The following is a 15,116-nucleotide window of genomic DNA, read 5'->3' as shown; positions in this document are numbered from 1 at the left end:
TTCACGTCGGATTGCGTTCAATGACCAGCATCGGCGACGCGCGTGTGCACCGCGCCGCTCACGCCGGATTCGAGATCGCCCGCGTTCGCGCCGGGCGCGATGTCGCGAGCGCGGGGCGCGGGTTTGTCCGCGCCGCGGATGTTGGTGTTGTCGGCGGGCTTGTCTGCGAGCTTGTCGGCCGGCTTTTCGTGGCCGGGCTTGTCCGCCGCGCGCACCGGGCGTTCGGCCCTGTCGGCGCGCTCGGCCTTGTCGGCGGCCGCAAGTTCCTGGCTGTACTCCACGTGCGCCGCGCGTATCACGGCGAGCGGCGCGGCCGTCGCCGCAGCGGCCTGCGCAGCCGACGGCACATCGGGCATGGCCTGCCTGGCCTCGGCGCGCGCTGCACGCTCAACCTTTCGATGATCCGGCGTGCGCAGATCGAGCGCGCCCTGCACGCCCGTCACACCCGGCACGATTTCGGCCTCGGCGTGCTTGGCGGCCCGCGCGCCCTTCGAGCGCTTCGGCTTGGCGACCACGGCGGGCGCTGCCGCCATCACTTCGTCGAGCGCCTTCTTCGCTGCCGCCTGTTCCGCCGCGCGGCGGCTCGCGCCCGAACCGGAAACCTTGACGTCCAGCTTGGGCACCGTGCATTCGACTTCGAACTGCTGATTGTGCGCCGCACCATGCGTTGCGACGACGGTGTAAGTCGGCAGCGGAATCTTGTGACCCTGCAGATATTCCTGCAAAAGCGTCTTGGCATCCTTGCCGAGCGTGCGCGGATCGATGTGATCGAGGATCGGCACGTACAGTCGCTTGATGACCGTCTGCGCGGCATCGAAGCCGCCGTCGAGGAAAATCGCACCGAGAATCGCTTCCAGCGTATCGGCGAGGATCGACGGGCGGCGGAAGCCGCCGCTGCGCAATTCGCCTTCGCCGAGCCGTAAGCCTTCGGAGATATTCAGGGCCTGAGCAATTTCGTACAGAGACTGCTGCTTCACGAGATTGGCGCGAACGCGGGACAGATCGCCTTCGTCGAGCTTGCCAAATCGTTGGAACAAAAGCGCAGCCACCGCGCAGTTCAGAACGGAATCGCCGAGAAATTCCAGCCGCTCGTTATGCGTGGCACTGTGACTGCGATGAGTTAAAGCTTGGCGCAGCAATTCCGCATTGCGAAATTCGTAGCGCAACCGGCTTTCCAACGGAGATAGGGGCATGTGCAGAGTATAACGCGGGCGCATGGAGGGGCGGAGAGAGTGACTCTCGCGGCCCTGGCGCCGAAAAAGCGTGTTGTAGCGACGTTACCGCGCGTTCTTAAAGTAGCGTGATAACACGCCTCGCCAATTGCGTGACGTGTTGCGCGGCTTCAGCGCGCGCCGTCATGCCGACGCGCGCAGTGCGATCAGTGAAAACCACCGATGCGTTTCAGGTTGCTGAAGTTCATCCAGATGAAGAACGCGCGACCGACGACGTTGTTGTCCGGCACAAAGCCCCAATAGCGGCTGTCGGCACTGTTGTCGCGGTTGTCGCCCATCATGAAGTAGTTGCCAGGGGGCACCTTGCACGTGACGCCGCGCGCATCGTACTGACAGTTATCGCGATAAGGAAAATCTTCTGCACCGACGATGAACGGCGGCACGGCCGGGTTATTGAGAATCCGGTTCTTGCGGCCGTCGAGATCCTCGTCGAACTGCTTCGCGTAGCCGATGCGCTCGTCGTCGAAGTAATCGGGCAGCGGCGTTTCCGGCACGGGCTTGCCGTTGATCGTGAGCTTCTTGTCCTGATACGAGACGACGTCGCCGGGCAGGCCGATCACGCGCTTGATGTAGTCGACCGACTCGTCCTTCGGATAGCGGAACACGACGATGTCGCCGCGCTGCAGCGGGTGGCCATCCGTCACCTTCGTATTCGTGATGGGCAGACGGATGCCGTAGTCGTACTTGTTCACGAGGATGAAGTCGCCGACCAGCAGCGTCGGCACCATCGAGCCCGACGGAATCTTGAACGGTTCGACCACGAACGAGCGCACCACGAATACGACGAGAATCACCGGAAAAAAGCTCGCCGTGTATTCGAGCCACCACGGCTGACGCAGCTTTTCCTCACGCAGACGCGCGCGCGTGGCGGGTGCGTTCTCGTCGGCAAAGCGCTCGCCGATGCGCGCCTGCTGATTGTCGAACTCGGCGACGGCCGCGTCCGCCGCACGGCGCCGTTTCGGCAGGAAAACCAGTTTGTCCGCGACCCATGCCACGCCCGTGATAACCACGAGCACAAAAAGAATCAGCGCAAAATTCATAACGTTCCAGTTGTTAGTCTTATTTGTCTTCGACGCGCAGAATCGCGAGGAAAGCCTCTTGCGGAATCTCGACGGACCCGACCTGCTTCATTCGCTTCTTACCTTCTTTCTGCTTTTCCAACAGCTTCTTCTTACGCGTAATGTCGCCGCCGTAGCACTTGGCCAGAACGTTCTTACGCAGCGCCTTGATGTTCTCGCGCGCGATGATGTGCGCGCCGATCGCCGCCTGAATCGCCACGTCATACATCTGGCGTGGAATGATTTCGCGCATCTTCGCCGCCACTTCGCGGCCGCGATATTGGCTCTGCGAACGGTGCACGATCACCGACAACGCGTCGACCTTGTCGCCGTTGATCAACATGTCGACCTTGACCACGTCCGACGCGCGATATTCCTTGAACTCGTAGTCCATCGACGCGTAGCCGCGCGACACCGACTTCAGGCGGTCGAAGAAATCGAGCACGATTTCGCCCATCGGGATTTCGTACGTCAGCTGAACCTGGCGGCCGTGGTACTGCATGTTGATCTGCACGCCGCGCTTTTGCGTACACAGCGTGATCACCGTGCCGACATAGTCTTGCGGCATGTACAGGTTTACGGTGACGATCGGCTCACGCACTTCTTCGATCTTCGACGGGTCCGGCATCTTGGCCGGATTCTCGACCATCACGGTCGTGCCGTCGCGCTGCACGACCTCATAGACGACGGTCGGCGCCGTCGTGATCAGGTCCATGTCGAACTCGCGCTCCAAACGTTCCTGGACGATCTCCATATGAAGCAGACCGAGGAAGCCGCAACGGAAGCCGAACCCGAGCGCTTGAGACACTTCCGGCTCGTACATCAGCGAGGCGTCATTGAGCTTGAGTTTTTCCAGCGATTCGCGCAGCGCGTCGTACTGGTTGGCCTCGACCGGATAGAGACCGGCGAACACCTGCGGCTTCACTTCCTTGAAGCCCGGCAGCGGCTCAGGCGCGGCGTTCTTGACGGTGGTGACCGTGTCGCCGACCTTTGCTGCCGTCAGCTCCTTGATGCCCGCGATGATGAAGCCCACCTGCCCGGCCGACAGCGACTCGAGGTTTTTCGACTTCGGCGTGAACACGCCCAGGTGTTCGACGGGATATTCCGCGCCCGTGGCCATCAGACGGATGCGATCCTTCGGACGCAGCGTGCCATTGACGATGCGCACCAGCATCACGACGCCGACATAGTTGTCGAACCACGAGTCGATGATCAGCGCCTGCAGCGGGTCGTCCGCGTTGCCCTTGGGGGGCGGCACTTTCGCGATCAGCGCTTCGAGCACGTCTTCGACGCCCATGCCCGTTTTCGCGCTGCACGGCGTGGCGTCCGTTGCGTCGATGCCGATCACGTCTTCGATTTCAGCGATCGCGTTTTCCGGGTTCGCGGCCGGCAAGTCGATTTTGTTCAGCACGGGCACGACTTCGACGCCCAGTTCGATAGCCGTGTAGCAGTTGGCGACCGTCTGCGCCTCGACGCCCTGACTCGCGTCGACGACCAGCAGCGCGCCTTCGCACGCGGACAGCGAACGGCTGACTTCGTACGAGAAGTCGACGTGCCCCGGCGTGTCGATCATGTTCAGGTTGTAGAGCTTGCCGTCGCGCGCGCGGTACGACAGTGCGGCCGTTTGTGCCTTGATGGTGATGCCGCGCTCGCGTTCGAGATCCATCGAGTCGAGCACTTGTGCTTCCATCTCGCGGTCCGACAGACCGCCGCAAATCTGGATGATGCGATCGGCGAGCGTCGACTTGCCATGGTCGATGTGCGCAATGATCGAAAAGTTACGAATATGATCCATTCAGTGCCGATCAAGCGAAAAAGGCGCGCTCTGACGATAGCGGAGCACGCCTTGTAAGTAAGTGAAAAACCTGTCTATTTTAGCCGAAAAGGGGGTCGCCGGGCGCGTCTTGCGGGCGGCGGGAGTTATTCGCGCTATCGGCGGTGCTAATGGGCTTGCTAGCGGGCGGCCGAGTGGGCGTGGGATTGCGCGACACGCCCGCGCGTTGACGATTCGACGCTGCATCCTGCCGTGGCGTCAGCGTCCTGCCGGATGAGCGGCCAGCGCGGAACGCACGCGCGCCTCGTCCAGATGGTAGTGACACAGCTCGACGCCCTCGAAAACCAATACGGGCACCCACTCGTTGTAGCGCGCTTCCAGCGAAGCGTCGGCGTCGATGTCGATCACTTCGAGCTGCACACCGAATTCGACCAGCAAAGGCTCGAGCGCGGCGCGCATGTCGTCGCAGAGGTGGCACCACGTACGTCCATAAAGCGTCAGCGATGCCATCCCGCTCACTTCGTGCTTACTTCGCCGCGCGCGGGCGCACGGGTACGAACTGCGTGTTCTCGCCGCGACGAACGAGCAGCGCGACCATCTTCGACGGATCGAGATGCGCGGTAACGTCGTCGAACTGCTTCGCGCTCGTGATGTCCGTATCGCCGACGCGCAGGATGATGTCGCCGCGCTGCAGCCCGACGCGCACAGCCGGACCGTCGACGGCATCGACCTGCACGCCGTTGCGCAGCTTGAGCGACTTCATCTGCTCAGCGGGAATGTCGCTGACGGCAATACCCAGTGAATTCGACGCGCGCGGCTTCGGCGTAGGCGCCTTCTTCTGGTCCACCTTTGCGGTCTTGTCCGGCTGCATTTCGGCCACCGTCACCGGCACGTCGCGCGTCTGCCCCTTGCGCCACAATGTGATCGTCGCCTTCGTGCCCGGCTTCGTGTCGCCCACCATGCGCGGTAAATCCGTCGCCGTGTCGACGTTGTGCCCGTTGAATTTCAGGATGATATCGCCCGGCTGCACGCCTGCCTTGTCGGCCGGTCCGCCCGGCTCGACGCTGCTGACCAGCGCGCCCTGCGCCTTCGGCAGACCGAGCGAATCGGCGACGTCCTTCGTCACTTCGCCGATTGCGACGGCAATCCGGCCGCGTGTGACCTTGCCTGAGGTCTTCAGCTGATCGGCCACGCGCATCGCCTCGTCGATGGGAATCGCGAACGAAATGCCCATGAAGCCGCCCGTTCGGCTGTAGATCTGCGAGTTGATGCCGATGACTTCGCCCTGCATGTTGATCAACGGGCCGCCGGAGTTGCCGGGATTCACGGCCACATCGGTCTGGATAAACGGCAGATAGTCACCCGTGTCGCGCCCCTTCGCGCTGACGATGCCCGCCGTCACCGTGTTCTCGAGGCCGAACGGCGAGCCGATTGCGACGACCCATTCGCCGACGCGTACCTTGTTCGAGTCGCCGATCTGCACCGTCGGCAGGTTCGACGCGTTGATCTTCACGACGGCCACGTCTGTGCGATCATCGACGCCGATCAGCTTGGCCTTGAACTCGCGCTTGTCGGTGAGCGTGACGTAAATGGTGTCGGCGTCGTCGATCACGTGCGCGTTCGTCATCACGTAGCCATCTTGCGACAGGATGAAGCCCGATCCGACGCCGCTGTTCTGCTCAGTGTCGCTGCCGCTATCGGGCGACTGGTCCTGGTCGCTGCCGCCGCCGCGCGGCGAGTTGGGCGCGCCCGGCGATTGCGGCGACTGCGGCGAATTGGGCATCGGAATGCCGAAGAACCGCCGGAAGAACTCCGACATGTCGCCGTCGTCCATGCCGGGCGGCAGGCCGCGCGTGGAATTCGAGACCTTCGCCGTCGTGCGGATGTTGACGACGGCCGGTCCGACCTTGTCGACAAGATCGGTGAAATCCGGCAGGTTGGCGGCGGACGCCGCCGACGCCGAATGCGGCGCAAGCGGCAGACAAGCCACCAGCAGAGCGGCCGCGAAGAATTTACGCACCGAAAAAGTCGTCATGTCGTAGCGAACCGAAGGATTACCGGGAAGGCTTGTATTCTATGGCAGCCGCAAATTGCTGCAACGTGGTCTGAGGCACTTCCCCGAGCAACGTGATCCAGAAATCGCCGCGCCGCTTGACGAGTACATGCGTGGCGCCGTTGCTCCCCGCTCCTTCCTTACGCGTGCTTTTCTCGACGGGCTCGACGAAGATCGACAGCGCGGCGAGACCGTCGGAGAACACCATCTGGTCGACGGGAATAGGCGGATTGGACGGATCGGCTGCTGCCATTGGCCGGCGCAGCTCGCGAATCTTGTGGAACCCTGCGACGGGCGACGTGATCTGCCAGCCCTGCGCTTCCATATCGACGGGTTCGACGGGCGGATGCACGACCGTCCAGCCCGCGGTGTTCTTGATGCCTGTGGCAATCGGCGCCTTGTCGGCGGGCACGCCGATGCGGATCTGCGAAAACGACATCTGTTCGAGCACCTGGCCGCTCGGATCGAGCGTCTGCGCGCGCAGCAGCAGACCCGTTTTGGTGTCGGCCCACAGCTTGTACGCGAAGCGGTTCGCGTCCTTCGGATCGAGCTCGATCACCTGACTGTCAAGCCCGGCCACGCGGTCCGTGGCGAGCATTTTCGGCTCGTAGACGGCGAGCACCTGCTCGCCGCTCGCCGACAGCAGCGCCGGGAACGAGTCCTTGTTCTGGCGTTTCTCGACGACACACAGATGCCGCTCCGGCACGAACGTGTACAGCTCGTCGTTATGGCGAAGCATCTTGCGCGGCTTGCCGTCGAGGCTTTCGAGCGACTCGAATTCGCCGTCGTTGCGTGTCGCGTAGTGGGAGATGCGAGAAGACTGAACGAAGTTGCCCCGCTGGTAGACGAACGCGCCCTCGTAATTTTGCTGCTGGGCGGCCTGATGAATCCGGTTTAGCAGTTCCGCCGCGCTGTGCCGGGCGGCAGGGTCGTCGGTTTGCGCGAAGCCATGCGACGTGATGGACAACATCACGGCTGCGCAGAGCAGAAATGCCGGTAGCCGCCCCCAATTAGTCGTTTTTTTCAACCGCAGACTCTGCATCAGACTATTGGCCCTGAGTGGTCAGGGAGGCCGCGCGAATCAGCGACGCCGAGCCCGACACGACGGGCTGCAGGCCGAACTGCTGATGCGCTTCCAGATATTGGTCGAGGTTCGCGTCGCGGATAATGTTGCCCTCCGGCACGTTGGCCTGCGCGGTGGTCGCGACGGGCATGGACGCCATTGCGACACGCTGCATCGAGTCCGAACGCGACGCGACCTGCGTGACGCCTGCGCCCGTGTTCACGCCTTGCAACTGCGGCATCACGATCCAGGTGAGCGTTGCCGCGGCGGCCGCCACGGCAAACGCCGGAACGACGCGACGGCGCAGCGCCAGCAGACGGCGTGCAGCGGGCACGGCGGCTGGCGCGAGCACATGTGCCTCGCTCTCGAAGCGCGCCGAGAATCCGCTCAAAAACGCGCTGCTTGTAGCCGGGCTAACGGCCAGATCGTCGGAACGCAGCGCATCGCCGATCAGGTGATAGCACGACCAGGCCGCGCGATCGTGATGATCCAGCTCGGCCAGAATTGTGTTCGGATGCTCGCTGTCGAACAGTTCACCGTCGACGAAAGCCGACAGACGCTCGCCACGCGAGCTTGCTTGCGCATTTGTTTGCATTGGCATCGAAACCGACCCCATGATGCTCCCCATCTTTACAGACACCCCGTAGTGACACCACCTAACCCAGATACTGCGCCGCCGTCCGCGAGGATGACTGGTTGCCGTGATCAAACAGCCTTCACCAGCGCTTACCCTCGGGTGTGTCAAGCAGCGGACGCAATTTTGCCGCAATGGCTTCGCGAGCGCGGAAAATTCTTGATCTGACGGTGCCGATCGGGCAGCCCATCATCTCAGCGATTTCCTCGTAGCTCAGACCTTCAATTTCACGAAGAGTTATGGCGGTGCGCAGCTCTTCCGGTAAAACCGCCATCGCAGCATTGACCGTCTCAGCGATCTGTTTGCTCATCAACATCGACTCGGGCGTGTTGATATCCCTTAGTTGGTCGGCATCCGAGAAAGTTTCAGCTTCTTCAGCATCTGCTTCGGTCGACGTCGGCGCGCGCCGGCCCTGGGTAGCAAGGTAATTTTTTGCCGTATTGACGGCAATCCGGTACAACCACGTATAAAACGCGGACTCGCCGCGGAATTGCGGCAGCGCCCGATATGCCTTGATGAAGGCATCCTGGGCCACGTCCTCGACCTCGGCGGGGTCCCGCACGAGGCGCGAGATCAGCCGGATGATCTTGCGGTGGTATTTCGAGACCAGAAGCTCGAACGCAGCCTTATCGCCATTCTGGACGCGTTCTACCAGCACCTGATCAATTTCTTTTTCGCTCACCTGATAAATCCGTTAACTTTTGCGCGTGTAGCGGGGCACCATTGTAGCGTCCCCTTCAACGCGCCACGTTACGTGCGTAACACGGTTACAGTCTTTACAGTGACGGCGCGGGGCCGCGCGACAGACCGCTCAGCCACGTCAGAACACGTGCGCGCTGCGCCTTGCGAGCACCGCCAGTTGCCGGAAGGCGTCGCGCCCGAGCATGTCCGCGACGATCAGGAGCCGATGGACTCGACCGCCGTCTTCCTCGATGTACAGCATCAGAAGGCTGTCGCTCCACTGGCTGCATCCTGCGATACGGCCTTGTACGCGCAATATTCCCGCCCGGCACCAGACCGTCAGCCCTTCCGACCCGATTTTAAGCGCGCCGGGCGCGGCGCGCGCCCAACGGACAGTAGCCATTCCCAGGATCGTGCAGACGGCCAGTCCGGCAGCAATGGCCGCACGGGCGCCGAGGTGCGACGCGACCGTCACGCAAGCGGCCGTCGCGGCAACCATGATGAACAGTAACGTCGCCAGATGCAAAACGGCGGACCGCCGCAACGCGGTGCGCTGCGAGGGTCCGCCGTTCGATGCGGTATCGGAAGCGTTTGCCGGCCGGGCCGGTAGCAGCGATACCGCCGTCAAGCGAGCCTCAGCCTTCAGGCGCGCTTGAAAACCAGCGTGCCGTTCGTGCCGCCGAACCCGAACGAGTTCTTCAGCGCGACGTCGATCTTCATCTCCCGCGCGGTATTTGCGCAGTAGTCGAGATCGCATTCCGGGTCCTGGTTGAAGATGTTGATGGTCGGGGGCGAGACCTGATGATGCACGGCCAGCACCGTGAACACCGATTCCAGCCCGCCCGCGCCACCCAGCAGATGGCCCGTCATCGACTTCGTCGAGTTCACGACGATCTTCTTCGAGTGATCGCCGAACGCGCGCTTGATGCCCGTGGTTTCAGCAAGGTCGCCGAGCGGCGTCGACGTGCCGTGCGCGTTCAGATAGTTCACCTGGTCGGGGTTGACACCGGCGTTTTTCATTGCCGCGATCATGCAGCGGCGCGCGCCGTCGCCGTCTTCGAGCGGCGCCGTCATGTGATACGCGTCACCGCTCATGCCGTAGCCGCTGACTTCCGCGTAAATCTTCGCGCCGCGCGCCTTCGCGTGCTCATACTCTTCGAGCACCATCACGCCCGCACCTTCGCCGAGTACGAAACCATCGCGGTCCTTGTCCCACGGACGGCTCGCCGTCGCCGGATCATCGTTGCGCTGCGACAGCGCGCGCGCCGCAGCGAAGCCGCCGATGCCGAGCGGCGAAACGGTTGATTCCGCGCCGCCCGCGATCATCACGTCGGCGTCGCCGTACTCGATCAGGCGCGATGCCTCGCCAATGCAGTGCAGACCCGTCGTGCAAGCCGTCACCATCGACAGGTTCGGGCCCTTCAGGCCGAACTTGATCGACAGATGGCCGGAAATCATGTTGATGATCGATGCCGGCACGAAGAACGGCGAGATGCGACGCGGGCCGCGGTTCAGCAGCTCCGTTTGCGTCACTTCGATCATCGGCAGACCGCCGATGCCCGAACCGACCACCACGCCGACGCGCTCCGAGTTTGCTTCGGTGATGTCGAGGCCGCTGTCCTGCATCGCCTGGATGCCGGCCGCCACGCCGTAATGGATGAATGTATCCATGTGGCGGGCTTCCTTGCCGGGAATGTAGTCCTCGATGGCGAAGCCCTTCACTTCACCGGCAAATCGCGTGGAGAAGTTCGACGCGTCGAACTTCGTGATGTTGACGATGCCGGATTTGCCGGCGACCAGATTGGCCCAGCCGTCGGCAACATTATTGCCAACAGGCGAAATCAGCCCCAAGCCTGTAACAACAACACGACGACGGCTCACGGTAACCCCTTTTCCATAGATGACAAAACAAAAGCCACAGTAGCGCACAGGAAAGCCCTGTGAGCCCTGTGGCTGTTTAACCTGACGAACGCGCTGAACTTAACGCTGACGAATGCGCTGACCAGTGCACGGGCAAAGTTGCCAGAGAATGCATCAGTAAGCGCAATGACGAAAGAGCCGATTTTTTGCTGCATCGACCAGTGCGCCATAATTGACGCCGTCAGACTCGCGCGCATGCGCATCGGCATTGACGCCTGCCCTGATTGTGCAGACCGGCTGCGCAACGGGGCGTCCCGTACGTCGGACGCCGCTGAATTCACAGCAGCCGAAGCAACCAGGCGGGCGCGAATGACCTTAGGCCTTGACGTTAGCGCGAGCGTAGTCGATCGCTTGCTGAACAGTCGTGATCTTCTCGGCTTCTTCATCCGGAATTTCCATGCCGAATTCGTCTTCAAGAGCCATCACAAGTTCAACCGTGTCGAGCGAGTCAGCGCCGAGGTCGTTCACGAACGATGCTTCGTTCTTGATTTCCGCTTCGGCAACACCGAGTTGCTCTGCAACGATCTTCTTGACGCGCTGTTCGATATTGTCCATTACCCCTCCAAGGGAAAAAAGTTCATAAATACAGGTGCGCGCATTTTATCAGGTTTGCATCTGTAAAAAAGCGACGCCCAAACTTGCTGTCAAGCCGCTCTATCCGCGCTTCGAACTGCATCAAGGCGCGGATAGTAACCGAATTTGATTACGACATATACATGCCGCCGTTCACGTGCAGCGTCGTGCCGGTGATATAACCGGCCTGCGGCGATGCAAGAAACGCGACGGCGTGCGCGATGTCTTCGGGACTGCCGAGACGGCCGAGCGGAATTTGCGCCTTCAATGCCGTCTGCTGCTCTTCGGGAAGCGTCTTCGTCATGTCGGTATCGATGAAACCCGGCGCGACACAATTCACCGTGATGCCGCGACTGCCGATTTCCCGTGCGAGCGCACGCGTCATGCCCGCCACACCGGCCTTCGCAGCCGCGTAGTTCGCCTGCCCCGGATTGCCCGCCGAGCCGACCACCGACGTGATGTTGATGATGCGGCCGCCGCGCGCCTTCATCATCGGCCGCAGCACGGCGCGCGAGAGGCGAAATACGGACTTGAGATTCGTGTCGATCACGGCATCCCAGTCGTCGTCCTTCATGCGCATCGCCAGTTGGTCTTGCGTGATGCCCGCGTTATTGACCAGCACATTGAGCGCGCCGAATTCCTTCACCGTGCCGTCGATCAGCGCATCCGCCGCGGCGGCATCGTTGACGTTCAGCACAGCACCACGGCCGTTCAGGCCTTCCGCCTTGAACGCTTCCGTGACCGCGCTCGCGCCGCTTTCGCTCGTTGCCGTGCCGATCACGGTTGCGCCTTGACGCGCGAGTTCGATCGCGATTGCCCGACCGATGCCCCGCGAGGCACCCGTCACGATCGCGATCTGTTTATCGAGAGTCTTTTCCATCGTTGATTTCCGCAGTGCCCTGCACATGCGTGCAGGACTGTTCGATACGTTGCTGCTTTAAATAGACGTTCAGGCCGTAACGAGCTTCAATACTTCGTCGAGCGAGGCGGGATCGACGATCGACGCGCCAATCAGATTGCCGTCGATTCGTTTGGTCAAGCCCGCCAACACCTTGCCCGGACCGCATTCGATCACGTGCGTCGCGCCATGCTTCGCGATCGACTGTACGCATTCGACCCAGCGCACGGCGCCTGCCGCCTGACGCACCAGCGCGTCCTTGATGCCAGCCGGCTCGTTGACGATCGCCACGTCGACGTTGTTCACGACGGGGATGGAAGGCACTTGCACTTCGATACCCGCCAGATACTCGCGCAGCTGGTCGGACGCCGGCTTGAGCAGCGACGAATGAAACGGCGCCGACACGGGCAGCGGCAGCGCTCGTTTCGCGCCCTTTGCCTTTGCGACTTCGCACGCCTTTTCGACGGCCGCCTTGTTGCCGGCGATCACGACCTGCGCCGGCGCATTGAAGTTGACGGCTTCGACCACGCCCGCCGCCGACGCTTCCTTGCACACTTCGCGCACGGTGTCGTCGTCGAGGCCGAGGATCGCAGCCATGCCGCCCTGGCCGACGGGCACGGCACTCTGCATTGCCTGCGCGCGAAAGCGCACGAGCGGCACGGCGTCGCGAAACTTCAGCACGCCCGCGGCGACGAGCGCCGTGTATTCGCCGAGGCTGTGACCCGCGACGATCGCAGGCGCGGGACCGCCTGCTGCCTGCCACGCGCGAAACGTCGCATAAGCAGCCGTCAGCATCACGGGCTGGGTGTTGGTGGTGAGATTCAGGTCTTCGGCCGGGCCTTCGGCGATCAGCTTGCCGAGGTCCTGATTGAGCGCATCGGACGCTTCCTGGACGGTTTCGCGCACGATCGCGTTGTCGGCGAATGCGTTGAGCATGCCGACCGACTGCGAACCCTGCCCCGGAAAAACGAACGCAAATTTCATATCGTCCCCAATTCGATGAATCAAATGTGGCCGACGCGCACGCACGGCGTGCGCCGCCACTTGAAGCGGCGCTCAGGCACCGCCGCGCGCCGCCGTCAGAAGCGGATAACCGACGCGCCCCATGTAAAGCCGCCGCCGACGCCTTCGATCAGCACGTTATGACCGCGCTGGATGCGTCCGTCGCGAACGGCGACGTCGAGCGCGAGCGGAATCGACGCCGCCGACGTGTTGCCGTGTTCGTGCACGGTGACGACCATCCGCTCCTGCGGCAGGCCGAGCTTGCGGCACGTGCTCTGCATGATGCGGATGTTGGCCTGGTGCGGAATCAGCCAGTCGACCTGCTCGGGCCGGAGTTCAGCCTTTTCCAGCGCCTCGACCGCGACCTTTTCCAGCACGTTGACGGCGAGCTTGAACACGGCCTGACCGTCCATGTGCAGGAATGCGCTGCCCTGGACGATGCCGCCGTTCACATTGCCCGGCGTGCAGAGAATGTTCGAGTGGCTGCCGTCCGCGTGCAATGCGCTTGACAGGACGCCCGGCTCCTCCGATGCCTGCAGCACCACAGCGCCCGCGCCGTCGCCGAACAGTACGCAGGTGGTGCGGTCGTTGAAATCGAGAATGCGCGAGAACGTTTCGGCCCCGACGACCAGCGCAGTACGATGTTGCCCGCTTCGGATGAAGCTGTCAGCCGTCGCAACGGCATAGGCAAAACCTGAGCACACGGCCTGAACGTCGAACGCGGCGCCGTTGTTCCTGATGCCCAGCTTGTTCTGCAGCAAGCAGGCCGTGCTCGGAAAAACGAAGTCCGGCGTCGACGTGGCGACGATGATGAGATCGATGGATTGCGGATCGACGTCGGCCGCTTCGATCGCGCGTTGCGACGCGAACAGCGCGAGGTCGCTGGTGGTGACGTCAGGTTCGGCGAAATGACGGGCATGGATGCCCGTGCGGGCCACGATCCATTCGTCGCTCGTCTCGACGCCCTGCTTCGCGAGACGTTCAGCCAGTTCCTGATTGGAAACGCGGTTGGGCGGCAGATAGCTGCCCGTGCCCAGCACGCGAGAATAGGTAGTGGATTGAGCCATTATGCCTTCGGGGATTGTGCGCCATACGGCTCGGCCGGCTGGCCGGAGATCGGACCAGCAAGCGGGCTCGTCGCCCGGCTCGCGGAACCCGCGCCGCCCGCCTCGCGCGTCGCCTGTTCGAGTGAACCCGCGTTCTCCTCCATCGCGCGGGCAAGGCGTTCGAGAACACCATTTTTGACGGCATCATACCCGCGTTTGATTGCCCACTCAAACGCGTAGGCGTCCGCCGAGCCGTGGCTCTTGATCACCAGCCCGCGCAGGCCCAGCAGCGCCGCGCCGTTGTATTGCCGGTGATCGACGCGCTTCTTGAAGCGCAGCAGCACGGGCAGCGCGAGCACGGCCATCACCTTGGTCAGCCACGAGCGGCCGAATTCTTCCTTGATGATGTCCGAGAGCATCTGCGCGAGACCTTCAGACGTTTTCAGCGCAACGTTACCGACAAAGCCATCGCAGACGATCACGTCGACGGTGCCTTTGTAGATATCGTTGCCTTCCACGTTGCCGCGGAAATTGAGTGTGCTGGAACGCAGCAACTCGCCCGCGCGCTTGATCGTATCGTTGCCCTTGATCACCTCTTCGCCAATATTCAGGAGCCCGATGCTCGGGCGCTCCTTGCCTTCGACGGCCGCCACCAGCGCATGCCCCATCTCCGCGAACTGCAGCAGATGCTGCGGCTCGCAGTCGACGTTCGCGCCAAGGTCGAGCATCGTGGTGTAGCCAGTGGGATTGGGCAGGGCAAACGCGATCGCCGGACGTTCGATGCCCGGGAGCGTTTTAAGGACATAGCGGGAAACGGCCATCAGCGCGCCGGTGTTGCCGGCGGAGATGCAGGCCTGCGCCTCGTCGTCTTTGACGCGGTTGAGCGCCACGCGCATGGACGAGTCTTTCTTCTTGCGAAGCGCGACTTCGACGGGATCGTCCATGGCGACGATTTCCGACGCGGGCACGACCGTGAGCGCCGGATTGTCAGCCGCCTTCAGCTTTTTTAGCTGCGCACGAATCGCGCTTTCGATGCCGACGAGCATCAGGTGCGCATCGGGGTGCGAGCGAACGAAGTTGACGGCAGCGGGAACGGTCACGGACGGGCCATGGTCGCCTCCCATGCAATCTATCGTGAGCTTTACAGTCATGGAATGCGACGAATTTCAGGCACAAAAAAGC

At 62.5% G+C, this 15,116-nt stretch carries 16 protein-coding genes; all 16 read right to left on the bottom strand.

The window, feature by feature from the left end; translation table 11 throughout:
* Positions 1-17: 17 nt before the first annotated feature.
* The 16 genes from rnc to plsX all read right to left on the bottom strand — a co-directional run bounded on the left by rnc (position 18) and on the right by plsX (position 15,085).
* Entirely contained in the window at positions 18-1,193 is a 1,176-nt protein-coding gene (rnc, locus tag H3V53_RS17415) for a ribonuclease III (RefSeq protein ID WP_336599014.1), read from the bottom strand.
* Between the two features lie 185 nt (positions 1,194-1,378).
* Positions 1,379-2,272, bottom strand: coding sequence for a signal peptidase I (gene lepB / locus H3V53_RS17410; RefSeq protein ID WP_054924996.1), 894 nt, complete (start codon positions 2,270-2,272; stop codon positions 1,379-1,381).
* Positions 2,273-2,291: 19 nt separating this feature from the next.
* The gene (lepA, locus tag H3V53_RS17405; protein WP_336599013.1) at positions 2,292-4,085 is read right to left on the bottom strand and encodes a translation elongation factor 4; all 1,794 of its coding nucleotides are present in this window, start codon (positions 4,083-4,085) and stop codon (positions 2,292-2,294) included.
* Between the two features lie 237 nt (positions 4,086-4,322).
* Positions 4,323-4,574 (bottom strand): glutaredoxin family protein, encoded by a 252-nt coding sequence (locus H3V53_RS17400; RefSeq protein WP_419539514.1) that lies wholly within the window; start codon positions 4,572-4,574, stop codon positions 4,323-4,325.
* Positions 4,575-4,590: 16 nt separating this feature from the next.
* The gene (locus H3V53_RS17395) at positions 4,591-6,099 is read right to left on the bottom strand and encodes a Do family serine endopeptidase (protein ID WP_054925001.1); all 1,509 of its coding nucleotides are present in this window, start codon (positions 6,097-6,099) and stop codon (positions 4,591-4,593) included.
* Between the two features lie 19 nt (positions 6,100-6,118).
* A complete protein-coding gene (locus tag H3V53_RS17390; protein WP_336599011.1) occupies positions 6,119-7,159 on the bottom strand; it encodes a MucB/RseB C-terminal domain-containing protein in 1,041 nt (346 codons plus the stop codon).
* A gap of 4 nt (positions 7,160-7,163) precedes the next feature.
* Positions 7,164-7,796: a sigma-E factor negative regulatory protein gene (locus H3V53_RS17385; RefSeq protein WP_336599010.1), complete on the bottom strand. Its 633-nt coding sequence runs from the start codon at positions 7,794-7,796 to the stop codon at positions 7,164-7,166.
* A gap of 100 nt (positions 7,797-7,896) precedes the next feature.
* Positions 7,897-8,496, bottom strand: coding sequence for an RNA polymerase sigma factor RpoE (gene rpoE, locus H3V53_RS17380; RefSeq protein WP_012400242.1), 600 nt, complete (start codon positions 8,494-8,496; stop codon positions 7,897-7,899).
* Positions 8,497-8,634: 138 nt separating this feature from the next.
* Positions 8,635-9,123 carry a protein YgfX gene (locus H3V53_RS17375; RefSeq protein ID WP_336599009.1) on the bottom strand — a complete coding sequence of 163 codons (489 nt, stop codon included), beginning with the start codon at positions 9,121-9,123 and terminating at the stop codon, positions 8,635-8,637.
* Positions 9,124-9,137: 14 nt separating this feature from the next.
* Positions 9,138-10,376: a beta-ketoacyl-ACP synthase II gene (fabF, locus tag H3V53_RS17370; protein ID WP_336599008.1), complete on the bottom strand. Its 1,239-nt coding sequence runs from the start codon at positions 10,374-10,376 to the stop codon at positions 9,138-9,140.
* Positions 10,373-10,624, bottom strand: coding sequence for a hypothetical protein (locus H3V53_RS17365; RefSeq protein WP_336599007.1), 252 nt, complete (start codon positions 10,622-10,624; stop codon positions 10,373-10,375). Before H3V53_RS17365 ends, fabF begins: the two co-directional genes overlap by 4 nt.
* Positions 10,625-10,730: 106 nt before the next feature.
* The gene (gene acpP, locus H3V53_RS17360; protein ID WP_004197638.1) at positions 10,731-10,970 is read right to left on the bottom strand and encodes an acyl carrier protein; all 240 of its coding nucleotides are present in this window, start codon (positions 10,968-10,970) and stop codon (positions 10,731-10,733) included.
* 148 nt (positions 10,971-11,118) lie between these two features.
* Positions 11,119-11,868 carry a 3-oxoacyl-ACP reductase FabG gene (gene fabG, locus H3V53_RS17355; protein WP_336598992.1) on the bottom strand — a complete coding sequence of 250 codons (750 nt, stop codon included), beginning with the start codon at positions 11,866-11,868 and terminating at the stop codon, positions 11,119-11,121.
* A 69-nt stretch (positions 11,869-11,937) separates the two neighbouring features.
* Positions 11,938-12,870, bottom strand: coding sequence for an ACP S-malonyltransferase (gene fabD / locus H3V53_RS17350; protein ID WP_336598991.1), 933 nt, complete (start codon positions 12,868-12,870; stop codon positions 11,938-11,940).
* 95 nt (positions 12,871-12,965) lie between these two features.
* Complete coding sequence (locus H3V53_RS17345; RefSeq protein ID WP_336598990.1) at positions 12,966-13,955, bottom strand: beta-ketoacyl-ACP synthase III; 990 nt, start codon at positions 13,953-13,955, stop codon at positions 12,966-12,968.
* Entirely contained in the window at positions 13,955-15,085 is a 1,131-nt protein-coding gene (plsX, locus tag H3V53_RS17340) for a phosphate acyltransferase PlsX (RefSeq protein ID WP_054925009.1), read from the bottom strand. The genes H3V53_RS17345 and plsX overlap by 1 nt, the downstream gene beginning before the upstream one ends.
* Positions 15,086-15,116 lie beyond the last annotated feature (31 nt).

The sequence above is a fragment of the Paraburkholderia bengalensis genome (assembly GCF_037126505.1).
In the GTDB taxonomy this organism is placed as follows: domain Bacteria; phylum Pseudomonadota; class Gammaproteobacteria; order Burkholderiales; family Burkholderiaceae; genus Paraburkholderia; species Paraburkholderia bengalensis.
The sequence above is the reverse complement of the archived record's forward strand: the minus strand, read 5'-3'. Positions and strand labels throughout refer to the sequence as shown.